Origin of the sequence: Streptomyces sp. NPDC060209 (genome assembly GCF_042728155.1) — a bacterium.
Lineage (GTDB): Bacteria > Actinomycetota > Actinomycetes > Streptomycetales > Streptomycetaceae > Streptomyces.
Map to the genome: position 1 here is coordinate 1 of NZ_JBHWZS010000073.1, position 23,062 is coordinate 23,062.

Genomic DNA, 23,062 nt, shown 5'->3' on the forward strand with positions numbered 1-23,062 from the left:
GGCCCGGACCGCGACGCACGGTCCGGGCCCTGCTGCCGTACCGGGCGTGGCCGGCCCCGCCGGTGCCGTGCAGAGCGTCTTGGCGGTCATGCCGGATGCCAGGCTCGCGCCAGCGGAGTCGTTCGAGGTTGTTGAGGTGCAGGGCGAGACCGTCGCCATCCCCAACCGGATCCACAACAAGGAGCCGGAGACCGGCGGCTCGGAGCGGCCACTGACCGAGATTCAGCAGGTGATCTTGCATTGCCAGTACTCACGGAACAGTGATGGGAGGGTCCGTCGGCGCCACCTCGAAAGATCACGGTGCCGAGCGAGCCATGGGTGGTCCCATTTGTGGTGCAGTTGGACGGCGAGTACGTGCTGGAGATCCTGACGCGATCGGCCTGGGCGTTCCCGGCCTCGCTGCCCCGGGGCCGGCTGACCGCAGGCTCTATGGCGAGTTCATCGACAAGGCCTGTGGATGGTTGGGTCATGGTGGCGGGTTGGTTCCCTGGATGGCCTGCCAGCGGCAGCACGGGGCAACTGACCTGAGAAGTTGGGCTCCTGTGCCTCGGAGGGTTACGAGCGCGGTGTGGACGGGGTCGAGTTCCCCGACCGAACGTCCGAAGTGGGCGAGGATTTCGGTCAGTTCCAGGTCGGTTGCCCGGGGTTGCAGCCACGGGCGTGCGTGAGCACGGGCGCCTCGGCGAGCGCGACGACGTTCGACATCCGAACCGGCGGCAAGGGGATGGCCTCGAGCCGTGAGTACGCCGGGGCTCCAGGCGCACAAGCGGGCGGACCAGTTGTGGGGCCTGCGGCGGGCAGCGGACCCAGCCGGCGTCGAGGGTCCTCGTCGGAGCAGTTGTCCCGCAGCTGGTTACGGGGCCTGGCAAAGGTCGGTGCTGGTGTCGCGGCCGACACCGGTGTGGACACGGACGGTGGAGCGGCCGCCGCGGCGGACGTAGTCGGAGCGGTAGCCGGTAAGTGATCTCGGCCCACTCGGCGTTCAGCCACCGGTTGGAGCCGTTGTCGCGGCCGGGCAGCCTTCGGCCTGCACCTCGCTGATGACGACCCGCGGCTGGGAGCGGTGGGTCCGGTCGTGCGCCACTGTTCTTGAAGGCTGATCCAGTCCAGCGGACCTGAGCTGACGGAACGTCCCTGAGTTGCCGCGGCCCCAGGCCGAGCAGACACTGGTCCTATGACCCACGGGCTTGCCCGTGGACCGGGGGCCGGCGGGTGGCCCAAGGCCTCGGATGCTCCCCCGGTGCGGGTATGCCCTCCACCATTGGTTCCGGCGGTGCCGGGGCTGTGATCCGGTCGTGGGAGGGCCCATGTCCACCACTTTGCGACTTGCGACGTTCAACGTCGAGAACCTCTTCGCCCGATGGCGGTTCAGAGACGGTGTCGACCCCGCGACCGCAAACACACGCGGCTGGGTCGTCGAGCAGACCCAGTTCAAGGAGTTCGGTGTCGACGAGAAGGCGATCACGGGAGCGGCGGTGCGTGAGATCCGCGCGGATGTTCTCGCTCTCCAGGAGGTCGAGAACGTCGACACTCTGAAGCACTTCCGGGCACAGGCCCTCGGCGGGCGCGCCGAGTACCCCTACGTAGCGGGAGTTGACGGCAACGATCCACGCCTCATCGATGTCGCCGTGCTGTCCAAACTGCCCATCACCCGTATCCGTTCGCACCAGCACCTGATGGACCCCGGGAGTCCGACCGCGCCTTTGTTCTCGCGGGACTGTCTTGAGGTCGACATCGAGGTGAGGGAGAGCGAATCGAAGAGCACGACCGTGACGCTCTTCGTCAACCACTTCAAGTCCATGCTGGGCGGGCGCCCAGAAACCCGAGGGAAGAGGCAGCGCCAGGCCGCGAAGGTGAAGGAGCTCGTAACGGGGCGCTTCGGATCCGCCTCGCCCGGAGACCATCCGTTCGTCATCCTCGGCGACCTCAACGACTACCTCGGGCCGGCCGGCAGCTCTGGTATCGACGGCCTCGTCGAATGGGACCAGGTTGAGAACGTGGTGACCCGCCTTCCTGAGGCCGACCAGTGGACCCACTTCTTCCAGGGGGGCAAGGAGTACCGGCAACTCGACTACCTGCTCCCCTCGGCGTCCGTAGCGGCGGCGTCCGCGGAGTCGGTGCCCGAAATCCTCCGCAAGGGCATGCCGCTGCGAGCGACCCGATACACCGGGCCGCGGTTCCCGGGCGTCGGAACTGACAAGCCCAAGGCGTCCGACCACTGTCCCGTCGTCGTGGACCTCACCATCGCCTGAAAAGCCCTGCGAAGCAGGGCTTTCGGAATTCGGAGCGCAACCATGGCTCACATCACCATCAACGGGGTGACGGTCGACCCGCTGGCCCAGAGAAGCGAGTTGGCCGATGCCTCCCTGATCGCCGAGGACGCCTCCCGGTCCAACTACGTGCTCGTCCAGACCGACCACGTGCTCTCTGCCGAGGAGAAGGCACAACTGACGCAGTTGGGTGCGGTGATACACGAATACGTGCCGGAGAACACTTATCTGTGCGGTTACCAGCCGTCCGACCTGGACGCGGTCCGCGACCTGCCCTTCGTCACGTGGGCGGATGTGTATCTCGAAGGTTTCAAGATCGCTCCATCGCTGCGAGGGGAAGGGCTGCGGCCGGACATCTCGGTCCTTCGGGCACCCGCCGACGCCCTGGCTCCAGGAACGCGCACCGTCGACGTCGTCCTCCACGACGATGTCGACCCGGGCTCGTACGAGGTGCGGCAGCGGATCGCTGCGGCGGCCGGGCTCAGCCCCGACGACCTGCGTCCGGCCCGCGACAAACTTCGCGTGGAGGTGCCGGAGGAAGCCCTGGCCGCGCTCACGTCCATGGACGAGGTGCGGCAGGTCGAGGAAGTCCCCGAGCGGAGTCTGTACAACAGCGTCGCCCGGCCGATCCTGCGTGCCGACGTGGTCGTGGACGGCACGCCGCAGCAAGGTGAGGGTCAGGTCGTGGCGGTGGCCGACACCGGCTTCGACCTGGGCTCCACCACGAATGTGCACAGCGCCTTCACGGGCCGGATCGCCCGCCTCTACGCCCTCGGCCGGCCCACCCGGGCGGACGACCCCGACGGGCACGGCACCCACGTCGCGGGTTCCGTGCTCGGTGACGCCGCGTCCGCCCCGATGGGCGGAGCCGTCCAGGGCACCGCGCCCCGGGCAACTCTTGTTCTGCAGTCGCTCCTGGACCGTCGCGGGAGGCTCGGCGGAATCCCCGTGGACCTACGCGATCTCTTCACGCCTCCCTACGAGAACGACGGCGCACGTGTGCACACCAATTCCTGGGGCTCGACCGTGCCCGGACTGCCGTACGACAGAAGCGCGTTCGAGATCGACGACATGGTCTGGCGCAACCAGGACCTCGTCATCTGCTTCGCGGCGGGAAACGACGGCAACGACCGGGACCGTGACGGCCGCGTCAATCTGGGGGACGTCGGATCGGAAGGGACGGCCAAGAACTGCATCACCGTCGGGGCCAGCGAGAACGGCCGCCCGGAAATCCGCTCCACCTACGGCCAGCTCTGGGGTCGGGACTTCCCCGTCAACCCCATCCGCGACGATCGGCAAGCAGATAACCCGGACGGAATGGCCGCCTTCAGCAACCGCGGGCCGACCCGGGAAGGCCGGATCAAGCCGGACGTCGTCGGCCCGGGCACCTCGATCCTCTCCGCGCTGTCACGTGCCGCGGCGGGCACCCCCGGAGACCCCTTCGGCGCCTCCGCGGACCCGAAGTTCTTCTTCCTGAGCGGCACCAGCATGGCCACGCCCCTGGTAGCCGGTTGCGTGGCGGTCCTGCGCGAGACCCTGGTGAACAACGGCACCCCCCAGCCGAGCGCGGCGCTCGTCAAAGCCATGCTGATCAACGGCGCGGTCGAACTTCCGGGCCAGTACGATCCCTCGGATGCGGGCCCGTCGCCCAACAACGACTCCGGCTTCGGCCGCGTCGACCTCTCCCGCTCGGTGGTCCTCCCGGGAGACGACGAGCGTGCGGGATTCCACGAGGGCGGTCCGCTGGACCAGGGCGAACAGGAGCGGCTGCGCATACGGATCCCGGAGCGGGACGGCGGTCGGAAGCCGACCTTCGTAGTCACCCTGGTCTGGACGGACCCTCCCGGCGCGGCCCTGCAGAACGACCTCGACCTCGTCGTCCGCACGGCCGACGGACGTGAGCGCCACGGCAACATGGGCACGTCCGCCGGGTTCGACCGCACCAACAACGTCGAACAGGTCCAATGGGACGACATCCCCGCCGGAGGCGTCGCGGTCATCGTCCGCGCTCACCGCATCACTCGCTTCCCGCAGCCCTACGCTTTCGCGTGGCGCATCTCCTGACCGATGGCCGGCCGGTGGCCACCGGGCGCCCCGAGACATGAGCAACTCCTAGGGCAAGGCCTGGCGCGCCGCGCGGTAGCGGAGGTAGACGACTCTTGAGCTGAAGGTGCGCGTCTCGACGAGCTCGAGATCCACCCGGCGCTCATGCCTGGGAAAGAACGGAATGCCACCACCGACCAATACCGGGTAGACCATGGCCTGGTACTCGTCGATCAGACCCGACGCGGCCGCCTCGGCGGCGAGAGTCGCACCGCCGATCGCGATGTCGCCCTCCCCCGGCTCGGCTCGCAACCGCCCGATCTCCTCGGCCAGGCCGCCGGAGGCAAGGCGGGCATTGCCCTGCACCGCCGACAGCGTGGTGGAGAACACCACCTTGGGGAGCGGCTTCCAGAGCGAGGTCCACTCGCGCATCGAGTCGTCTAGCGATGGATCCTCGTCGGCGGTCTCCCAGTACAGCATCGTCTCGTACAGCCGTCGTCCCAACAGGTGGACGCCGACCCCTCGAATCTCGTCGATCCAGAAGCGAAAGACCTCATCGTCAGGCGCCGTCCAGTTGAAGTCGCCGTCCGGTCCCACGATGTAGCCGTCAAGTGAGATGCCCATCGAATAGGTCACGCTGCGCATCAGAAATCCTCCTCGGGAACAGATTCGACACAACGGCCGCCGGCCGTCGCAGGACTCATCACGGCTCGCGGGGATGCCCTCGGATCTCCCCGTACCACGCGAAGATCGTCACCGTACGCAGGCCGGTACAGACGAAAGTGTCACTCGCCGGCGTGCCCGGCATGTCCAGCACACCGAACGGGCTGGCGCCTCCTGGCAACGAGGCGACCGGATCTAGCTCGTGCCGGCGGGCGGGTCGGCGTAGACGCCGTGCTGCATGCCGGTGGCCTGCCCTACTTCGATGAGATAGCCGTCCGGGTCGCGCATGTAGCACCGCACTTCGGCCTTGCGATCGATGGGTGGTGTGAGGAAGACGGCGCCCTTGGCACTCCACTCCCGGTAACACAGTTCGATGTCAGCGACGCGGAGGTTCATGAAGCTGCTGACAGTGCTCGGGTCGGTGGGCGGACGCAGGGTGACCTCTGGTTTGTCCCGGGTGGGGCCGCCACCCGGGTTCATGATGATCCATCCGTTGCCGAGCTTGATGGTGCAGGGGTTCTCCTCGAGCACCACCTCACCGCCGAGGACGTCGGTGTAGAAGGCGCGAGATCGGGCGACGTCGGCCACCGTCAGGAAGTGGGTGAGGAGGAGCCCGGAATCCGGGGCAGGAAAGCCGTCACGGTGCATGCAAGACCTCCAGGCAAATCGGATGATTCCTTCCATAGTGGCGGATGGATGTCCGTGGGCACGAAATGAACACGGCAGGGAGGAGAACCAGCCGTGTCGGCCGCCGGGACCATCGCTGCTTTCGAGCTGAGGGGCACATGCGGGGCCGCCGGCGCGGGTGCTGGTCAGCGCACGTCGACGTAGTCGCCACCGGATGCGGCAGTGCCGGTGGTGGCCCTGTCCCCGAATGCCCGAAGCCAGTTGCCGCCCACGGACGTCGTCGCCGTAAGGGTGGTCATGACGACGCCTGTGGTGGCGTCATGGGATCGAGGACTACTCGGCGAGGCCGAGCCGAATGACGCGATCGGCGAACGTGGCATCCGGGTGGCGGGGGCCCACGGCGCGGGGCGGGACGCTTCGGTGGCCGTTCGTGAACTGGCCCACCTCTGCGCCGTAGTGAGTGTCATGCTCGGGTTCGCGCCGGTGACCGCCCGTCTGTCGACGCTTCTGGCCGGAGCGAAGATTGCGGCCACCGGCCACCCGTATCGCGTTCAGGCGCATCCTGAAGAAGATGACAGAGGCCGCCGTCGAGGAGATCGTCGCCACGCTCGCCGCCCCGGCCGTCGCGGCGATCGTGGGCTACACCTTTACGCACGCCCTGGAGAACCCCGCCGCCGGTGACCGGACCGCTGTGCAACATCGCCACCGAACTTACTTGGAAGGCTTTCTCATGACCCGCACCACCCCGCCACGTCCCCTCGACGTAGAAGCGGCTTTCCCTGACCTTGCGGCCCACCGGCGCACAACCACCCGGCTGCACCCCCGACACGGCTCTCCCGGGGCACAGGAAAGTTCGGTGGCGGGCCCTCTCCTGTGGCCGGCCGACGAACCGTGGCCGGTGTGCACGGCCATACACCCGAAGGGCACGGGCCACCGCCTCTCCGACGTGCGGCTGCGCCGTCGGATCGAGGAGGACGCCCGGGGGCGAGAGCGCACCGAGGACGAACGGCGCCTGCTGGACGGCATGAAGCGGGGCAACCACGTCCCGCACCTCCGGGACGACGACCCGTTGCCGATGCTGGCCGTCGCCCAGCTGTACGCACGGGAGGTTCCGGATCTCGTGGGGCCGGAGGGCCACGACCTGCTGCAGGTCTTCTGGTGCCCCTTCGAGGTGCACGGGGCGGACCGCACGATCGACGTCGTACTGAAATGGCGGCGTTCGGCCGATGTCGGCGCCGTACTGACGCCGCAGCCCGAGCCCCCGGTGGCGGGCCGCGCAGAATGCGTGCCGACCATGTGCGGCGTGCACCCGGAACAGGTCCTGGAACACGAGTATCTCGGGCTGCTGGACGAGGAGCTCCAGGAGGAGATCTCCGAGTGGGAGGAAGGGCTCCTCGACGAGGAAGAGGAGGGCGAGGACGGCGGTCCCTCCTCGCCGGAGAGCTACGCGACATATGAGGAGTACGCGGCAGCGATGGCCGCGGCCCGGGCCGAGGAACCGGAAGAGATCGACTACATGAGCGATCTGTCGATCGCGCCCGGCTGGAAGGTCGGAGGCTTCGCCTCCTGGCACCTGACCGATCCCACTCCGGTCGACTGCGGGGTGTGCGAAGCAGCGATGCCGCCCCTGCTCACGGTGAACAAGTGGGAGTTCAACGGATCCTCCCGCAGCTGGCTGCCGGTCGAGGACCAGGACGCCGGCAACGACCCGCGCGTCATTGACCCGGCTGATGTCTACCTCGGCCGCGGTCTGATGCGTGTGCACACCTGCCCGACCGATCCGGCCCACCCGCACCGCCTCAGCTTCCAGTGAGCCGCCCGGGCGATGGACTCGGGCGACATGCTCGTCGACCTCGGCGGCGCCGCGGCCCGGTGCGATCGTCGCGCTTTGTCTCCCCCACGCTGGTGTGGGGGCGTGCGCTTGTCGTCCGGACTCGGTTCACGCTTCGTCGCGGTGGGTGAGGTGGCCGTCGGTAAGCCGCCAGTAGTGCTGGTGAGGAGTCAGTTGCCAGGTCTCGTCGGCAGCGATCGCCTGTTTGATCCATTCGTGGAGTTGCGGGAGGGCCTGCGCCCGTAGAACGGCGCGGTTAGCTGCGCGTTCGATGGCACCGACCGGGTGGACGTCTATGCGGAAGCCGACCATGTCCGGGTGCGTGCCGTGGCCGTAGTTGCCGGGGTTCGGAGCGACCCACGCTGCTCCCAGGACGATGGTCCCGCTGTCATGCCCCGTGAGGAACCGCAGGTCCGTGACCCGGGTCATGTAGGGGCCGAGGCACTCGTTGATGTCGGTGGTGGTCAGTGGCCAGGCACGGTGCCGGGGCAGTCTTCGATTTCGTGCGGACATGGCAAGCAGAATGGCAGAAGGCCACTGCGAGTCTCGCCCCCGCCACCTGCGGTCGGGCCCCGTCCAGCGCACCACGTACAGACCGTCGCGGACCTCCACCGCGGTGCAGTCCTTGGTCAGGGACATGCCCTCGATGGAGCAGACGCCCGGGGCTTACCCGACTCAGGCCAGGGCTGGCGCGGTGACGCGCGCATCAGCACCAGCGCGTCACGGCATGTGCGCCGGCCCGGGACGAGAAGGTGACGGCGGTTGCGCGCTCAGCCCCGGCCCGGCCCGGCCGCTGGAAGGCGCCGGCCCGCTGTGGCTTCCGGGACGTCCCCCATCCCGCTCCGGAAGCCACAGCACCAGCAGGCTCGCAGCCGCCAGCCGCTCGGACTGCCCGCCGTGGTGAGTGCCCGAGAACTCACCACGGCGGGTCACGCACTCGGCCCACCACTCGACACGGGGGGGGTTGCCTGTTCGCGCCTCTCTCCGGGAGCGTGCGGTCACTCGCCGAGCTTCCGCACCGCGGCGGCGAGCATGGAGTCGAGTGCTTCCTGGGACGCCCTGAGACGTGCGATCGCCTCGGTGACGTGGGCGAGTTCTCGTTGCAGGCCGGAGACCATGCCCTTGCAGCCGGACGGGACGAGCCGGTCGTCCTCGGCGTGCACGCAGTGCATCAGTCGTGCGATCGCCGAGGTGGGCAGGCCTCCCGCGAGCAGGTAGCGGATGCTACGCACCGCCGCGACATCCCCGTCGTCGTAGTCGCGGTAGCCGTTGGCGAGCCGTCGAGGACGGAGCAGCCCCTGCTCCTCGTAGTAGCGGAGAAGCCGCCTGTTCACCCCGGTCGCCTCGGCGAGGTCACCGATCCGCATGTCTTCCCCCTGACTCCGGCCGTGGGCGCCGGCCCTCGCCAGACTTGACCTTCACATCGATGTGAGGCTCTAGCGTCCCCATTGTCGCCGAACGCAGGACGAGTTGGGGAGATCGGTATGGCCGGAGCGGTAATCGTCGGAGCGGGTACGGGAATCGGTGCGGCGGTTGCGCGCAGGTTCGCGCGGGAGGGCCTTCCGGTGGCTCTCGTCGCGCGCGGCGAGGGGACGCTGAAAGCGGTCGCCGAGACGATTCCGAACGGCAGCGGCCGAGTCCTCACGCTGGCGGCGGACGCCACCGACGAAGACGCGTTGCGGGCCGCACTCGACACCGCGGCCGGTGAGCTCGGTCCGGCCGACGTCGTGGTGTACAACGCCGCGATCATCCGGGCCGACGCGCCAGGTGAGCTTCCCGCCCGCGGCCAACTCGACGCCTGGGCGGTCAACGTCGTCGGCGCACTCACGGCCGCGGTCCACGTCGCACCGGAAATGGCGGAGCGCGGTGGCGGTACGTTCCTCGTCACGGGCGGGATGCCCGAGCCGAAGCGGAACTACGTCAGCCTCTCCCTCGGCAAGGCCGGGGTACGGACCTTGGTCGGCCTGCTCGACCTGGAGTACGGGCCCCGGGGCGTCCACGTGGCCTCCGTCACGGTGGACGGCCCCGTCGTGCCGGGCACCGACTTCGACCCGGACAGGATCGCCGAACACTACTGGCGGCTGCACACCCAGCCGAGGGGGCGGTGGGAGCACGAGCTCGTGCACAGCCGGACGATCGCCCCGGACTGACCGGCCGTCGGTCAGGGCGCCTGTTCAGAGCATGTCTCCACCGGCGGGACAGGCCGGACGCCGCCGGAACGTATGCTCGCCGCGGACTGTCGACAGCCCGGTCCTGCCGGCATGCGGCGGAACCCAGGCCGGCCGCTGACCTGCTGCCAGGCGCAGGTTCCCGTTCAGGCTCCCGGGAGGAAGAGGCAGAACAGATGGCCGTGAGGGTCGCGGAGGACCCGCACGTCCTTCTGCGGCTGGTGCTCCTGCAGAGTCGCTCCCAGGGCGCAAGCCCGCTCTGTCTCGGCCTCCAGGTCATCGACCTGTAGGTCCAAGTGCGCTTGCATCTGCTGAGTGCCCGGGCGCTGCGGCCACACTGGAGGAGTGTGATCGGTTTCCAACTGGAAGCTGAGCCCTGGGCGCTCCTGCTCCGGAGCACTCAGGCGGACCCACTCCGGCTGACGATCGACTTCCAGCCAGCCCAGCATGGCCCGGTAGAAGTCGGCCAGCGCGGGTGGGTCGGGAGTACCGAGAACAATGGCACCGAGCGTAGTCGTCATGTCTTCCACCTTGCCCCCGGCACTGGCCTCCACGCACTGTGTGCGCCCGCCTTCCCTGACTGACATCAGGCACACAGTGTCGGTGGACCATGCGACAGCACATGACCGAGGCAGGGCGGCTACCGGGCGCTGCCGGCCCGGTACGCCGGCGGACGAGTGGCGCTCCGGTCGCGGCGCTGCACGGGCGCGGGCAGTCGGGGAGGAGCCGTCCGATCGTCGCGGCAGTGCCTGGCTCCACCCCGGTGCACAGCGATATCGAACGAGGCAGCATGATGCCCGTCATGGGCGAAGCAGGCGAGAAGATCAAGGTCTGGTTCCGGTTCGTTCCTCGCGAGGGATGGCTTCCGCAGGACACCGAGGGCCTATGGGCGACGGAGCTCGGCGAGAACTCGGCCAGGCTGCAGAACGCCCCCTTCCTCCAGGACGGAGTGGCTGAGGGCGACGTCGTGCGGTTCGCGACCGACTCCGAGGGGCTCCACTGGGCTGTGGAACGGGTCAGCGCCTCTGGTAACTGCACGGTTCGCGTTGTGCCCGTCCCCACTGGCCCCCTGGGACGCAGCCCTCAGGCGGTGCACCGGCGCTTTTCGGCATTCGGGCTCGGAGGAGAGGTCTTCAGCGAGGAGTTCCCCATGGTGGCGTTCACCGTTCCCGCGGGGGCGGACTTCCCCGGTATCAAGGCGCTCCTGGCCCGAGGCAAGGCTGAAGGCTGGTGGCACTATGAGGTCGGCTGCGCCAACGACGAGTGGTGGAACGCCTGACCTGCGTGGTCCCGGCTGTGCCCACCCGCTGTCATGGGGAGACTCCTGGCCTGGGAAGAGGGACCGCGGATGCGTTGGTGGCGGAGGCGGCAAGGGTCGCGTTCTCCAGGGCCGGCAGGTTGATTCCCGGTCGCGGGTGCCCTGTGGCTCGTACGGCGGCCCCAACGGGACAGAGCTGGACCGGGACGACGCCGGCACCTTCGACCAGGGCAGGAATTGCGTCTCTGCTGGGGTGTCAGTTGGTTCCGGCGGTGAGTTCGCCGAAGAGCTTGTTCGCGGCGTCCGAGGTGAACTGTCGCTGCAGTTCCGCGCGGGCGGCCCCGGCTCGATCAGCGGACCACCGGTGATTGGACAGCGAATGCCGAAAAGCCGCCAACTCTCGTGGAGTGAGCCCGCAGAGGTGCCCCGGCCGTCGGGGCCGGGTACGGCTACGTTCTGTCGTTACGCAGGTCTGCCTGATAGCGGCCTGGGGTCTGGCCCACGATTTCGGTGAAGGCGTCGATGAAGCTGGAGGGGTTGGACCAGCCGCACGACATCGCGGTCCCGGTGACGGACTTGCCGTCGGCGAGGTGTGCCAGAGCGTGATGGATGCGCAGGGTGGTGCGCCAGCGGTGGAAGCTCATGCCGAGTTCGGCGTGGATCAGGCGGCTCAGGGTGCGCTCGCTCGCCCCCACAGATCGCCCCAGCTCCCCCAGGGTGGCGGACCGTGCAGGATCTTCGTGCAGGAGAGCGGTGGCTGCGCGCAGCCGGTCATCGCTGGCTTCGGGCAGATGCAGGGACTGCTCGGCTGCATCGGCGAGCTCGTCCACGATCACATCAAGTAGTCGCCTTTGCGCGCCGGGCCGCCTCTCCGGCCTGTCGGTGAGCGCAAGGAGCGCCTCGCGCAGCAGAGGGCTCACCGCGAACACGCTGGGGTGGTCCACGAGCTCCCCACACAGGTCGAACGGGACGGTGAGGAGGCGGACGTCGGTCTCGCCGTAGAAGCGGTGGGAGTGGGCGAAGCGTGGCGGCGTCCACGTGACCCGGTTGGCCGGGGCGACCCAGGTCCCGCGCTCCGTCGCCGTGGCCAGCGCGCCGGCGGCGGCGTACACGAGCTGGCCCTGGGTGTGCGAGTGAGGGGCGAGCTGATAGCCGTGCGGAAGCCACGCCGCTCCTTGCAGCGTTGCCTCTTCGGACTCTGAGGGCCGCGTTGCGGTTTGGCGGTCTTTCGGCATAGGACGACAGTTTACCGGTGGCTCGGCGGCGGTGGCGAAGCCGAGAGTGGGCTCATGAGCTTCAACACCCAGGCACGCCGCCGCGAAAGCTGCCGGCGATGACTCCCCGGATCCAACGCCCTCGGAAACGGCGGATGCTGTCACTGACCGTTCAGGCCAGTGCGCAGATCAGCCCTCACTTCATGTCCGTCACGCTGGGCGGGGACGACGTCCAGTACCTGGAGCAGTCCGGTTACGACCAGTCCGGCCGCCTCTTCTTCGCCGATCCCGAGGATGACGACGTCTTCCTGCCGAGCAGCGAGCGGTGGATCCTCCAACTCACCCTGCGGGGCTCCAAACAACGTCCCCACGTCAGGACCTACTCGATCCGGCGCTTCAGGCCGGAGTCGTCGGCGTTCGACATCGAGGTCTCGCTCCACGAGAGCAGCGATCCGCAGAAGCCCGCCGCCCCCGGGAACCGGTGGGCTCTGACGGCCCGGCCCGGGGCGAAGGTGGCATTCCTCGACGAGGGATACAGCTACGCGCCTGTCCCCGGCGTCACATGGCAGCTCCTCGTCGGCGACGAGAGCACCCTTCCGGCGATCCTCGCCATCCTGGAACGCTCCGCCGGCACCCTGCCCGCCGAGGTGTTCCTCGAAGTCCCGGCCCCCGAGGACATCCGTAGCGAGATCACCGCGCCACCCGGCACCACCATCCACTGGCTGCCCCGCAGCGATCCCCGCACGAAACCTGGCGTCCTCGCCCTGCAAGCGATGAAACAGGCCCAGTTTCCCGGCGGCCGCTTCTACACCTGGACAGCCGGCGAGTCCTCGCTGGCCACCGGCGTTCGTCGGTATCTCGTCGGCGAACGCCGCATCCCCAAGTCCGACATCTCCTTCCGCGGCTATTTCAGCCACGGCAGAGCCAGCCTCTGACCCTGCCTCGTAACTCGGTCGAACCGCTCGCCTGGACGCCGCCTCCACCTTGTCCGCCCCACGGCCCGACCGGAGTACGTACTCGTGGCCACGTTCCCGTATTCAGGCACGGGCGGACGGCAAACCCGACCTGCCATCCGCGACACCGACCACTCCAGGGACGAGGGCTCCGGCCCTGAGGTGGTTCGCAGGCACTGTCACCGGGTGTGTCGCAATGCGACGCGCTCGCGTCACACGAGCCGGCCGCTATCGCGGTACGGGCGTCTCGCCAGATACAGCGACGCCTGCCTGGCGGAAGTCGGCCAGGGTCGACGCTGTCGTGTCAGGGGCCACGCCGACCGAGTAGTCCAGAAGTACGCGGGCGCGGAACCCTGCCTTGACGGCGTCCAGTGCGGTCGCGCGCACGCAGTGGTCGGTGGCGATACCCACCACGTCGACATCTTCCACCTCACGGGCGCGTAGCCAGTCCGTCAGGGGCGTGCCCTGTTCATCGGCGCCTTCGAAGCCGCTCTTGGAGGCGCTGTGGGCTCCCTTGAAGAAGACGGCATCGATCTTGCCGCCGGTGACTGCGGGAGCGAAGTTGGGGTGGAATTGGCCGCCCTCGTCTCCTGCGACGCAATGGACGGGAAAGCTCTCCTTGTAGTCGGGGTTCTCGGAGAAGTGACCTCCCGGATCGATGTGGTGGTCCCGGGTCGCGACGACGTACTGGTAGTCGCCGCCTGCGGTCCGCTCCACCAGCTCCGCGATCGCGGTGGCGATCTGTGCGCCGCCCGCGACGGGGACGCTGCCTCCCTCACAGAAGTCGTTCTGCACATCCACGACGATCAAGCCTCGGCCCATGACGAACACCTCTCAGCGATACGGAACGAACAGGAGGAACGCCGTTGCGGGGTGCCTGAGCCCTCGGGAACCAGCACCCCTGAACGGGGAAAAGCTGCTACGAGGCCCGCAGGACCTGTCGGCCCTGCGCGGCCTGTGGGGGTGCGGAAGCGGTGAGCGGGTCGAATCGCGAGGGCGCGCCGAAGCCGCACGGAAGGTTCTTGAGCACCTCCTCGTTCTACAGGCCACCACTACCCCCGACCGACACCTGATACCTGTCACTCACCCGCACGGGCGTGGACATTCACCGCAGGAACGATTCGCGAACGCATCCGGCCGGAGGGGTGAGGCGGGAGCAGCGGGACCGTTCCGTGGCGCGGACCCGGGCAAGGCGAGCCCCGGCTGGTCGGGGGAAGCCGACCGGGGCGGGCGATCTCCTTGAGGACCACCCGCCCTGGACCCTGTGCGAACTGCTCAGCTTCGCCGCTGAGTTGACCTCGACACCGGCGTCGTTGCTGCTCACGCCGATCAGGTACGGGTCTCCGCCCTTGGCCGGCTTCTGGACCCCTTGGGCGGTGACGGGTCTCGTGGGCCGGCGCAGCACCATCCTGCACTGCCGGCGTCGGAAGCCCTCCCGTCCTGGCTGATCCATCGACAGAACACCACGACGGTCCAGCCGCCCTCCCTCAACTGGTACTTCGACGGCATGGGTTCGCCGGGCCGGGCGATCGAGGCCATGACGAGGACGAGCGATCGGCCTCCCGAGCAATTGCCCTGGCCGCTGAGGACCTTGGCGTGTTCGGATCGTCGGCACGGCACTAGAGTGAGACGGTGACCTCTCTGCCAGAAGACCCGTCTTCACTGATCGGCGAAGATGACCGCGAAGCGGCCGTGCAGCGTCTGCAGGAGGCGTACGCCGAAGGGCACATCTCGCACGAGGCGATGGACGAGCGCCTCCATCAGGCCCTCACCGCCAAGACGCACAGCGAGCTCGTGCCGGCTCTGGCCTCGCTCCCGGAGAGGAATGCCGGCACCACGTCCACGATTGCCGCCGCCGGCGGACGGATCAAGCGGCGAGGCGTATGGCGGATACCTCGCGTCCTCAAGGTCCAGTCCGCCTTCGGAAGGGTGCATCTCGACCTGTCCCGCGCGGTCATCGAGCATCCGGTGGTCGACATCGAGCTGCAACTCGGCACCGGCAGGGCAAAGATCACGGTGCCTCGAGACGCGATCGTCGACTTCGAGGATCTGAACACCGGGTGGAAGACACTGTCTACAAGCCCTCCCGGCGATCAGCGTCCGGCGGGCCGACGATCCGTATCTCCGGGGCCATGGGGTTCGGGCGGTTGAGGATCCGCCACGCGCGGCGTTGAGGCCCGATCCGGCACCTGGGCGACCTGTCCGGCAGTTCTTCGTCCCTGCTCAGCTGCTGATGCTATGACCTCATGGGGTCGCCAGTTGGTCACGCGGCGGCCTTGCTGGATCGGCACCTGCGGTCGCGCCAGGACGACTACCCGCACCGAAGCCCGTACGGGTTGACCACTGTGGCGGGAACTGGCCCCTGCGCGAAGAGCCTTCCACCGGGGCCTGTTGTGCACGGACGTATTGCCCGTACCCTCCCACCAGCCGCCGGCGTGGGCAGGTCCGTGCCACTGGGGAGGGCTTTCGTTCTCCAGGTGTACGGCGTGGTGTCACGAACCCGCCCCCGTCCGGTACCCCGGGACCGCTGTCCTTGGGGCGCCCCTGCACCCCCCACCACCCCAGAGGTCGTCACCCATGACAGAGCTCGACCGCCGCAGGTTCCTGCAGATAGCCGGAGGCACCGCGGCCTTCACGATGCTGAACGAGAGCATCGCGAGGGCCGCCGCCATTCCGGCGCAGGGCCGCACAGGAACGATCCAGGACATCGAGCACATCGTCGTCCTGATGCAGGAGAACCGTTCCTTCGACCATTACTTCGGGGCGATGAAGGGGGTGCGAGGCTTCGGGGACCCCCGACCGGTGCTCCAGGACAACGGCAAGTCCGTGTTCCACCAGTCCAACGGGACGAAGGACGTCCTGCCCTTCAACCCGCAGGTGGCCGACCTCGGGATGCAGTTCCTGGAAGGGCTCGACCACGACTGGGCCGGCGGCCACCAGGCCTACAACAACGGCAAGTACGACAAGTGGGTGCCGGCCAAGACGGCCACGACCATGTCGTACATGACACGGAACGACATCCCGTTCCACTACGCCCTCGCCGACGCCTTCACCGTGTGCGACGCCTACCACTGCTCCTTCATCGGGGCCACCGACCCCAACCGCTACTACCTGTGGTCGGGCCACACCGGCAACGACGGCACGGGCGGCGGCCCGGTCCTCGGCAACCAGGAGGCCGGCTACAGCTGGAAGACCTACCCCGAGCGGCTGGAGTCGGCCGGGGTCTCCTGGAAGGTCTACCAGGACATCGGCGACGGCCTGGACGCCGCCGGGTCCTGGGGCTGGATCAACGACGCCTTCCGCGGCAACTACGGCGACAACTCCCTGCTGTACTTCAACAACTACCGCAATGCCCAGCCCGGCAGTGCCCTGTACGAGAAGGCCCGCACCGGAACCGACGTCAAGGCGGGCGGCACGTACTTCGACCGGCTGCGCGCGGACGTGGCCGCCGGGACCCTCCCGAAGGTCTCCTGGATCGCCGCCCCCGAAGCCTTCAGCGAGCACGCGAACTGGCCCACGAACTTCGGCGCCTGGTACATCTCGCAGGTCCTGGACGCGCTCACGGCGAACCCGGCCGTGTGGGCGAAGACCGCCCTGTTCATCACGTACGACGAGAACGACGGCTTCTTCGACCACGTCGTCCCGCCGTACCCGCCGGCCTCCTCCGCCTGGGGGCTGTCCACGGCGGATGTGACGAAGGACCTGTACGCGGGCGGCGGGGGTTACACGGCGGGCCCGTACGGGCTCGGCCCCCGCGTGCCGATGATCGTGGTCTCGCCATGGAGCAAGGGAGGCTACGTCTGCTCCGAGACCTTCGACCACACCTCGGTGATCCGCTTCATGGAGAAGCGCTTCGGAGTGCAGGAGCCCAACATCTCGCCGTGGCGACGCGCCGTCTGCGGAGACCTGACCTCGGCCTTCGCGTTCGCCCGCGCGGACGCAGCCCCCGCAGCCCTGCCCTCCACGGCCGGATACGTGCCACCGGACAAGAACCGCCATCCGTCCTACCACCCGACCCCGCCGGCCACCGGCACCCTCCCCAAGCAGGAGACGGGCTCCAAGCCGACCCGCGCCCTCGGCTACAGCCCGTACGTGGACGGCCTGGCCACCGTCTCCACCGGCAAGTTCACCCTGACCTTCGCGGGCGGCCCCACCCTGGGCGCCCACTTCCACAGCACCTCGGGCAACCGCACGGACGGCCCCTGGCCCTACACCGTCGAAGCGGGCAAGACCCTCTCGGACACCTGGAGCACCAGCAGTTCCACCGGCAACCAGATCAATCTCACGGTCTGGGGCCCGAACGGCTTCCTGCGCGCCTGGCAGGGCCCGGCGAAGAAGACCGGGCCCGAGGTCACCGCCCGCCACGTGGCGGCCAGCGGCAATCTGACGCTCAGCATGACCAACTCCGCCACGGCCCCGGTCAACCTGACGGTGACCAACGCCTACGGCGGAGCGGCTCAGACCTTCAAGGTCAACCCCGGCGCGACCGTCACCCACACGGTGGACCTGCGCGTCACAGCGCGCTGGTACGACGTCAAGGTCGTCTCCGACGGCGACGCCACCTTCCTGCGCCGCTTCGCCGGTCACGTGGAAACCGGCACCCCAGGCGTCTCCGACCCGGCGATCAGGACAGCCTGACGCGGCATCCTCGGCCGGGAGGTCCGCTCATTCTTCGGGCGGGCCGCCCGGCGCCCCGGGCTTGATGCCGTCCGTGGGAGCGGCGCGGCGCAGGGTACGGATCGCCGGGGTCGCGAACAGCGCCACGCAGCCCGCCAGGCAGGCACCCGCCGACACCAGCAGCAGCCGCCCCGGGGAGGCCAGCGTGGTGGCCGGCCCCGCCAGTATCTGGCCGAGCGCGATCCCGGACACCGAGCCGGCCAGCTCGTACGCGGTGACCCGGTTGAGCACTGCGGGTGGGGTGTGGGTCTGCACGCTGGTCGCCCACATCACCGACCAGAACGCCAAGGCACCACCACCGATCACGTGGCCCGTCAGCAGCACCGGCAGGCCGGCGTCCAGCGCCACGCAGAGCGGGAGCGCGGTGTACAGCGCCATTGCCACCGTGCCTGCGGCCAGCGGCCGGGCCGGGCGCAGCCGCATTGCCAGCAAGCCGCCGAGCACCGTGCCGACGCCGAGGAAGGAAACCGCCAGGCCGTAGGCGTTCGGGCCGAGCCGGGCACCGACCAGCGCCGAACTGAGCGGCACCAGCGGGCCGAAGAGCAGCACGCCGTAGCCCACCCAGATCAGGATCACCGCCCACATCCAGGTGCGTGCGCGGAACTCCTGCCAGCCCTGACGCAGGTCACGGCGGAGTGAACTGCTCCTGCGCGCAGAGGAGTCGGCGCCGGTCGGGGTCTCCGTGGGCATGTCGGCCGGGGCGAGCCGGATGAACGCCAGGCACAGGGCGCTGAGCAGAAAGGTGCCGGCGTCGATCGCGTACACGGTCCCGGCGCTGGTCACCGCGATCAGCAGTCCCGCCAAGGCCGGGCCGAGCAGGTGGGCGAGCGCGTCGGCCGTCTTGAGCGTGGCATTGGCCCGCTGCGGCTCGCGGGCGACCAGCGGGACCATCCCGTTCGCCCCCGGCAGGAACATCGCGACGGCCGCCCCGGCCAGTGCCGCCATGGAGAGCAGCAGCCAGAACGGCGGCGGCCCGGCGAAGAACGCAAGAGCCAGCACACCTTGGGTAAGCACCCGGACGAGGTCCGCGCCGATCATCATCCGGCGCGCGCCGAACCGGTCGGCAAACACCCCGCCGAACAGGACCAGCAGTACGAACGTCCCGGTCCAGGTACCGAGGACGAAGCCGACCCCGGAGACCCCGTACAGTGCGCCGACCGCGAGCGCGGCAGCCACCGGCATCATCGCGTCGCCGAGCAGCGAGACCGCACGAGACGTGAAGTAGAGAGTGAAGCGCCGGTCCCACAACGGGGGCCCAGCGGTCGGCGGATGAGTCCGGGCAGTCTGGGTCTGTGTCGGCGTGGTGGTCACAGCACAGATGCTGGACTAGACCAATCGGTGATCCTAGTGTCCCGAACGACATGATGAGGTACTTTCGCGCCATGACACTTGGCTCGCTGCCCAAGTCCCCGTCGCCGCACCGGATCGTGGCCTTGCTGCAGCCCCCGCAGCCTGCCTTCCCACTGGCCTGTGCGGCCGAGGTATTCGGCGGCCACGGCCCGTCGACGCCCGCCCGTTACGCTTTCGAGGTCTGCACCGAACACCCCGGCCCGGTGCGCACCCAGGCCGGCTACGACCTGCTGGTCACGACCGGCCTGGAAGCGTTGGAGCGGGCGGACACCGTGCTGGTACCCGGCTGGCAGCAGCCGGTCGGCACCGAGGTGCCTTCGACAGTGGTCGCGGCGGTCCGCCGGGCGCATCGGCGCGGGGCACGGATCGTCGGCCTCTGCTCGGGCGCGTTCGTGCTCGCCGCCGCGGGTCTGCTGGACGGCCGCCGGGCCGCCACCCACTGGGCGCGGGCCACGGAGCTGGCTACGCGGTTCCCGCAAGTCCAAGTAGATGCCGCGGTGCTCTACGTGGACCACGGCGACGTCGCCACCAGCGCCGGATCGGCAGCAGGCGTGGACCTCTGCCTGCACCTGGTGAGCACCGACCAGGGCGCCGCGTACGCGATGCGGGTCGCCCGGCAGCTGGTAATGCCGCCGCACCGGGAGGGCTGTCAGCTGCAGTACGCCGAACTGCCGACCTCGGGACCGGTCGCCGACACGCTGGCCCCACTGCTGGAGTGGCTGTCCGGGCGGCTGGACCAGCCGGTCAGCGTCGCCGATATGGCGGTCCGCTCCCAGGTCTCGGCCCGAACGCTGACCCGGCGCTTCACCGAGCAGCTGGGCATCAGTCCCGGACGCTGGCTGCTGGACCGGCGGATCGCGGCCACCCGGGCGCTGCTGGAGGAGACGGACCTGCCCGTGGAAACCATCGCGCGCCGGGTCGGCCTCTCCTCGGCCGTCAATCTGCGCCGGCGCTTCCACGAGGCCCTGCGCACCACACCGGCCGCCTACCGGCGTGCCTTCCGCATCGACAAGGCCGGGTAGGCCAAGGCCGGGCAGTCCAAGGCCGGGCAGCCGGACAGCAAGGGATCTCCGATGGCCGTGGCCTGTGAACGCGCGGTCGGCAGCCGGTCGGAACCGCCCCGACACGCCGTCCGGCGGCGAACGGGTGAGGATCGGCGCTCGGGTTCCGCCTGCGATGTTTCCTGATCGCGTAGCAGCATCCGTATGCCCGCCCAGGAGGCCCTCATGATCGCCCCGAGCCAGTTGTCCGACCCCGCTGTCCGCGCCTTCGTCAACGCCGTCAACGCGGGTGACCAGGGCGCCTTCCATGAGAGCCTGACCGCGGGCGCGACGATGTCCGACGACGGCTCGGACCGCGACGTCACCCAGTGGGCCGAGAAGGAGATCTTCTCCTCCAGAGGCCACATGGACGTCGAGAGCGAGTCCGACGGCGGACGCGCCCTCGTCGTCAGTTACCGCAACGACACCTGGGGCTCGATGCGCACCGCCTGGCGGTTCACGGTCACACCAGAGGGGCGCGTCAGTCGTTTCGAGACCGGCCAGGCCTGAGCAGTGCCCTGAGGGCGCAGCCCCGTCAGCGCTCGGCTGCGGTAGGGCCGCCGGCGGCTTGCTCTCGCGGGGGCGCCCAGGGGATGTTGCGCAACGCTGGGCTGGGAGGGCGGAGTAGTGAGAACACGGCGAGGTCGTGGCGGCGGCCACGATGGCGACAGGCGGCGCGGCTGATGCCGTCAGCTCGCCTGACTGTCCGGGCCCAACCTGGCGTAGTCCACCCCGATCCGAGACCGGGGCAAAGCGTGGACTCGCTTCCTACTGGTGAAGCAGCGATGCCGACCGTGCGCACGCCGCACCACCAGCCCGGCGTGACGCCGGCCGAGTACTCGAACTCCTGAGGCCGACCGACAGCCACGGAGAATCCACACCCGCACGTGGACGTCGGAAGCCCAACGCGCCCGGCTTCCGGGCCGCCGGAAACGCAACCGCGGCAGGGCCGCCGCCTCAGCCCTGCCGAGCTCCCGCCAAAGCGGTGAGGACGCGTCGAGTCTTGCTCTCGGGGTGCTCGGAGAGCGCCACCCCGTGCTCCCGCACGGCATCCTCCAGCCTCCGCTGCTTGCGCTCGGCGCTCGCGATGAACTTCTCGACGTCGTCCTCGTCCTCGGGCTTCACGCGGGTCGAGACCTCCAGGAAGCCCAGGCCGCCAACCGTCCATTTCTCCAGGTCCACTTCCAGGTCGTCAAGTGCAACGTCGTCGACCTTCGTCGAGAGGACCGGTCCCAGCGCGACCAACCCGTCGAGCCTGACGCCGTTCGCGCATACGCGCAGGAACTGGTCCTGCACCGCGTCGATCGACGCGGCGGGGTCACCCCCGGGCATTACCGCGTTCGACAGCACCCCCGGCGGGTGAACGTGTACCAGAGAGGCGGCCAGCACCCGGTGGCGCTCCGACCAGTCCTCCTCGATCTTGTAAGTGAACGGCTTCGCTTCGAACGGGGCGGAGAACCGGCCGATCAGCTGCTCCCTGGCGCACGGACGCAACTTGACTGTCAGGTCGTCCGGACCACCGCCGCTCCTGAACCGTACGATCACGCCGCCGTCCAGCAGCGGCACTCGGCCCTCGGCCACCCCGTTGCGGTCCTCGGCGAACCAGATTCGGCGCGTCTTCATCGGGCCGGTCGACCCGCCGAGGGCCGAAAGCGCGGCAGCCACGTCACCCTCGATGTTGACCTTGACTTCGATCGGCAACAGATCCATCGCAACTCTCCTGCACGCTTCCTGGACGTTGTCGCGGACGTCCTGCGGGTGATGCTGAACAACGACGTTGAGCGCCGTGTGCTGGTCGTGCTCCTTCTCCGGCCCGGTGCGCGCCACCGTCCGGGGCCACCCGAGGGGCGAGCTCACCGAGGCCGTCCGACCGCATCCGGCACGAACCGGAGTCGAGCGTCTCGTCCGGCGACGGTGTGCGCGCAATCAGCGTGATCAGGACGCTTGCCGCGCTTGCGCATCCTGAGCGAGCATGCACGGCGCCCTTGATTTCCGGCTACCAGTTGGGGGGCACGTCGGATCCGAAACCGCCACCTGCGGGGCGCTTCTCGAAGTGGAGATGGGGGCCGGTGGAATTTCCGGTGGTGCCGACTTCTCCGATCTTCTGGCCGGCCTTCACAGAACCGCTGAGCACCGCCCGCTTGGACAGGTGGCAGTACCAGAAGTCGAAACCGCCGGTGCGCAGCACGAGGAATTTGCCGAAACTGGGGTCGACTCCGCTGCGTGCAATGGAACCGCTGCGCACCGCGACACACGGTGTGCCTTCCGGAGCCGCATAGTCCGCGCCGGTGTGATAGCCGAGGCTCCAGTGAGGCCCCTTCCTGCGGTGAGGGGTCGTGACACCGCGCCCCGGGACAGGCGATGCAACGCGGGCACCGGAGGCTTTTGGTTTCGCCGCCGGGACGTGGAGCTGATCCCAGGAGGCCTTGCCCGGAATTCCGTTCGCATCGGCCCCTTTGAACTTGAGCTTGCGCTGCCACGCGGCGTACGACTGTTGATCGGCATCGGACCACTCGAGATCGGGACCCGTCCGGTACTTCCCGCACCCCTCCGCCACCAGGCGTTTACCCATCGCGGTGATCACTGCACTGTGTTGTCCCTTGTGGAAGAAGTCCGTTCCTGGGAACGGCGCCAACGTCGGCATAGCCTTCCCTGCTTTCAGCCTGGGGCCGGATCACGGTGGGGATTCGCCAGCTGATCGTGCGAGACAGCACCGTGCCGGCGCCGGATGTAGTTGATTACTCCCGCGATGATCGCCACCGGAAGTAGTTGTGCCGCACCGGGCGACCGGACCTCAGGCCATACGGCAGATTGCCCCTGGGGGGCGCTCGATCCCCACAGTCTCTGGAATCCTGCGTACGCCGAAGACGACGAATGCGCCTCCATCCCGATCCACATCGGTGGCCGGGGCCCTACTGCAGGATTCATGGGGATTGCGGGGCCGGATCTGCGCCGACGCCGAGGTCGA

19 protein-coding genes and 2 pseudogenes are annotated in these 23,062 nt (G+C 68.9%); 10 read left to right on the forward strand and 11 right to left on the reverse strand.

Annotation, left to right across the window (positions count from 1 at the left end):
- Positions 1–1,307 precede the first annotated feature (1,307 nt).
- Positions 1,308–2,252 carry an endonuclease/exonuclease/phosphatase family protein gene (locus ACFWFI_RS16360; RefSeq protein ID WP_387390141.1) on the forward strand — a complete coding sequence of 315 codons (945 nt, stop codon included), beginning with the start codon at positions 1,308–1,310 and terminating at the stop codon, positions 2,250–2,252.
- A gap of 42 nt (positions 2,253–2,294) precedes the next feature.
- A complete protein-coding gene (locus ACFWFI_RS16365; protein WP_387390144.1) occupies positions 2,295–4,334 on the forward strand; it encodes a S8 family serine peptidase in 2,040 nt (679 codons plus the stop codon).
- Positions 4,335–4,382: 48 nt separating this feature from the next.
- Here ACFWFI_RS16365 and ACFWFI_RS16370 read toward each other — a convergent pair whose 3' ends face one another.
- Together ACFWFI_RS16370 and ACFWFI_RS16375 are read right to left on the reverse strand one after the other, a co-directional pair.
- Positions 4,383–4,958: a dihydrofolate reductase family protein gene (locus tag ACFWFI_RS16370; RefSeq protein WP_387390147.1), complete on the reverse strand. Its 576-nt coding sequence runs from the start codon at positions 4,956–4,958 to the stop codon at positions 4,383–4,385.
- 213 nt (positions 4,959–5,171) lie between these two features.
- Positions 5,172–5,624, reverse strand: a complete 453-nt coding sequence (locus tag ACFWFI_RS16375) for a VOC family protein (RefSeq protein ID WP_387390150.1) — start codon at positions 5,622–5,624, stop codon at positions 5,172–5,174.
- A 709-nt stretch (positions 5,625–6,333) separates the two neighbouring features.
- Here ACFWFI_RS16375 and ACFWFI_RS16380 point away from each other — a divergent pair.
- Complete coding sequence (locus tag ACFWFI_RS16380) at positions 6,334–7,416, forward strand: hypothetical protein (protein WP_387390216.1); 1,083 nt, start codon at positions 6,334–6,336, stop codon at positions 7,414–7,416.
- A 126-nt stretch (positions 7,417–7,542) separates the two neighbouring features.
- Here the strand turns inward: ACFWFI_RS16380 and ACFWFI_RS16385 are convergent, their stop codons facing one another.
- Positions 7,543–7,947 (reverse strand): hypothetical protein, encoded by a 405-nt coding sequence (locus tag ACFWFI_RS16385; RefSeq protein WP_387390153.1) that lies wholly within the window; start codon positions 7,945–7,947, stop codon positions 7,543–7,545.
- 485 nt (positions 7,948–8,432) lie between these two features.
- On the reverse strand, positions 8,433–8,801 hold the full coding sequence (locus tag ACFWFI_RS16390) for a MerR family transcriptional regulator (protein ID WP_387390156.1): 369 nt from the start codon (positions 8,799–8,801) through the stop codon (positions 8,433–8,435).
- A 117-nt stretch (positions 8,802–8,918) separates the two neighbouring features.
- On the opposite strand from ACFWFI_RS16390, the gene ACFWFI_RS16395 reads away from it, so the two are divergent.
- Complete coding sequence (locus ACFWFI_RS16395; RefSeq protein WP_387390158.1) at positions 8,919–9,584, forward strand: SDR family NAD(P)-dependent oxidoreductase; 666 nt, start codon at positions 8,919–8,921, stop codon at positions 9,582–9,584.
- A 164-nt stretch (positions 9,585–9,748) separates the two neighbouring features.
- On the opposite strand, the gene ACFWFI_RS16400 is transcribed toward ACFWFI_RS16395, so the two are convergent.
- On the reverse strand, positions 9,749–10,123 hold the full coding sequence (locus ACFWFI_RS16400) for a VOC family protein (RefSeq protein WP_387390161.1): 375 nt from the start codon (positions 10,121–10,123) through the stop codon (positions 9,749–9,751).
- A 281-nt stretch (positions 10,124–10,404) separates the two neighbouring features.
- On the opposite strand from ACFWFI_RS16400, the gene ACFWFI_RS16405 reads away from it, so the two are divergent.
- A complete protein-coding gene (locus tag ACFWFI_RS16405) occupies positions 10,405–10,881 on the forward strand; it encodes a DUF4265 domain-containing protein (protein WP_387390164.1) in 477 nt (158 codons plus the stop codon).
- A gap of 428 nt (positions 10,882–11,309) precedes the next feature.
- Here ACFWFI_RS16405 and ACFWFI_RS16410 read toward each other — a convergent pair whose 3' ends face one another.
- Positions 11,310–12,095, reverse strand: a complete 786-nt coding sequence (locus tag ACFWFI_RS16410) for a helix-turn-helix domain-containing protein (RefSeq protein WP_387390167.1) — start codon at positions 12,093–12,095, stop codon at positions 11,310–11,312.
- A gap of 134 nt (positions 12,096–12,229) precedes the next feature.
- On the opposite strand from ACFWFI_RS16410, the gene ACFWFI_RS16415 reads away from it, so the two are divergent.
- Positions 12,230–13,009, forward strand: coding sequence for a siderophore-interacting protein (locus ACFWFI_RS16415; RefSeq protein ID WP_387390171.1), 780 nt, complete (start codon positions 12,230–12,232; stop codon positions 13,007–13,009).
- Positions 13,010–13,255: 246 nt separating this feature from the next.
- Here the strand turns inward: ACFWFI_RS16415 and ACFWFI_RS16420 are convergent, their stop codons facing one another.
- On the reverse strand, positions 13,256–13,849 hold the full coding sequence (locus tag ACFWFI_RS16420; protein WP_387390173.1) for an isochorismatase family protein: 594 nt from the start codon (positions 13,847–13,849) through the stop codon (positions 13,256–13,258).
- 810 nt (positions 13,850–14,659) lie between these two features.
- Between ACFWFI_RS16420 and ACFWFI_RS16425 the strand changes: the two are divergent.
- Both ACFWFI_RS16425 and ACFWFI_RS16430 read left to right on the forward strand, forming a co-directional pair.
- Positions 14,660–15,201 (forward strand): annotated as a pseudogene (locus tag ACFWFI_RS16425) (DUF1707 domain-containing protein).
- A 403-nt stretch (positions 15,202–15,604) separates the two neighbouring features.
- Positions 15,605–17,665, forward strand: coding sequence for a phosphocholine-specific phospholipase C (locus ACFWFI_RS16430; RefSeq protein WP_387390176.1), 2,061 nt, complete (start codon positions 15,605–15,607; stop codon positions 17,663–17,665).
- 27 nt (positions 17,666–17,692) lie between these two features.
- Here ACFWFI_RS16430 and ACFWFI_RS16435 read toward each other — a convergent pair whose 3' ends face one another.
- The gene (locus ACFWFI_RS16435; protein WP_387390179.1) at positions 17,693–19,015 is read right to left on the reverse strand and encodes an MFS transporter; all 1,323 of its coding nucleotides are present in this window, start codon (positions 19,013–19,015) and stop codon (positions 17,693–17,695) included.
- 71 nt (positions 19,016–19,086) lie between these two features.
- Here ACFWFI_RS16435 and ACFWFI_RS16440 point away from each other — a divergent pair, with 71 nt between their 5' ends.
- On the forward strand, positions 19,087–20,076 hold the full coding sequence (locus tag ACFWFI_RS16440) for a GlxA family transcriptional regulator (RefSeq protein ID WP_387390182.1): 990 nt from the start codon (positions 19,087–19,089) through the stop codon (positions 20,074–20,076).
- Positions 20,077–20,280: 204 nt separating this feature from the next.
- Entirely contained in the window at positions 20,281–20,604 is a 324-nt protein-coding gene (locus ACFWFI_RS16445) for a nuclear transport factor 2 family protein (protein WP_387390185.1), read from the forward strand.
- Between the two features lie 447 nt (positions 20,605–21,051).
- On the opposite strand, the gene ACFWFI_RS16450 is transcribed toward ACFWFI_RS16445, so the two are convergent.
- The 3 genes and pseudogenes from ACFWFI_RS16450 to ACFWFI_RS16460 form a co-directional block, all read right to left on the reverse strand.
- The gene (locus ACFWFI_RS16450) at positions 21,052–21,921 is read right to left on the reverse strand and encodes a hypothetical protein (RefSeq protein WP_387390188.1); all 870 of its coding nucleotides are present in this window, start codon (positions 21,919–21,921) and stop codon (positions 21,052–21,054) included.
- 169 nt (positions 21,922–22,090) lie between these two features.
- Entirely contained in the window at positions 22,091–22,339 is a 249-nt protein-coding gene (locus ACFWFI_RS16455) for a M23 family metallopeptidase (protein WP_387390217.1), read from the reverse strand.
- A gap of 153 nt (positions 22,340–22,492) precedes the next feature.
- Positions 22,493–22,735, reverse strand: a pseudogene (locus tag ACFWFI_RS16460) (peptidoglycan-binding protein); the annotation flags it as partial.
- Between the last annotated feature and the right edge of the window lie 327 nt (positions 22,736–23,062).

Bases quoted from the DNA above. Each gene is read 5' to 3' on its own strand.
- ACFWFI_RS16430 (WP_387390176.1), top strand. From the start codon at position 15,605: ATGACAGAGCTCGACCGCCGCAGGTTCCTGCAGATAGCCGGAGGCACC.
- ACFWFI_RS16410 (WP_387390167.1), bottom strand. From the start codon at position 12,095: ATGCCGAAAGACCGCCAAACCGCAACGCGGCCCTCAGAGTCCGAAGAG.
- ACFWFI_RS16395 (WP_387390158.1), top strand. From the start codon at position 8,919: ATGGCCGGAGCGGTAATCGTCGGAGCGGGTACGGGAATCGGTGCGGCG.
- ACFWFI_RS16380 (WP_387390216.1), top strand. From the start codon at position 6,334: ATGACCCGCACCACCCCGCCACGTCCCCTCGACGTAGAAGCGGCTTTC.
- ACFWFI_RS16375 (WP_387390150.1), bottom strand. From the start codon at position 5,624: ATGCACCGTGACGGCTTTCCTGCCCCGGATTCCGGGCTCCTCCTCACC.
- ACFWFI_RS16370 (WP_387390147.1), bottom strand. From the start codon at position 4,958: ATGCGCAGCGTGACCTATTCGATGGGCATCTCACTTGACGGCTACATC.
- ACFWFI_RS16445 (WP_387390185.1), top strand. From the start codon at position 20,281: ATGATCGCCCCGAGCCAGTTGTCCGACCCCGCTGTCCGCGCCTTCGTC.
- ACFWFI_RS16385 (WP_387390153.1), bottom strand. From the start codon at position 7,947: ATGTCCGCACGAAATCGAAGACTGCCCCGGCACCGTGCCTGGCCACTG.
- ACFWFI_RS16360 (WP_387390141.1), top strand. From the start codon at position 1,308: ATGTCCACCACTTTGCGACTTGCGACGTTCAACGTCGAGAACCTCTTC.
- ACFWFI_RS16400 (WP_387390161.1), bottom strand. From the start codon at position 10,123: ATGACGACTACGCTCGGTGCCATTGTTCTCGGTACTCCCGACCCACCC.
- ACFWFI_RS16440 (WP_387390182.1), top strand. From the start codon at position 19,087: ATGACACTTGGCTCGCTGCCCAAGTCCCCGTCGCCGCACCGGATCGTG.
- ACFWFI_RS16415 (WP_387390171.1), top strand. From the start codon at position 12,230: ATGCTGTCACTGACCGTTCAGGCCAGTGCGCAGATCAGCCCTCACTTC.
- ACFWFI_RS16405 (WP_387390164.1), top strand. From the start codon at position 10,405: ATGGGCGAAGCAGGCGAGAAGATCAAGGTCTGGTTCCGGTTCGTTCCT.
- ACFWFI_RS16390 (WP_387390156.1), bottom strand. From the start codon at position 8,801: ATGCGGATCGGTGACCTCGCCGAGGCGACCGGGGTGAACAGGCGGCTT.
- ACFWFI_RS16420 (WP_387390173.1), bottom strand. From the start codon at position 13,849: ATGGGCCGAGGCTTGATCGTCGTGGATGTGCAGAACGACTTCTGTGAG.
- ACFWFI_RS16365 (WP_387390144.1), top strand. From the start codon at position 2,295: ATGGCTCACATCACCATCAACGGGGTGACGGTCGACCCGCTGGCCCAG.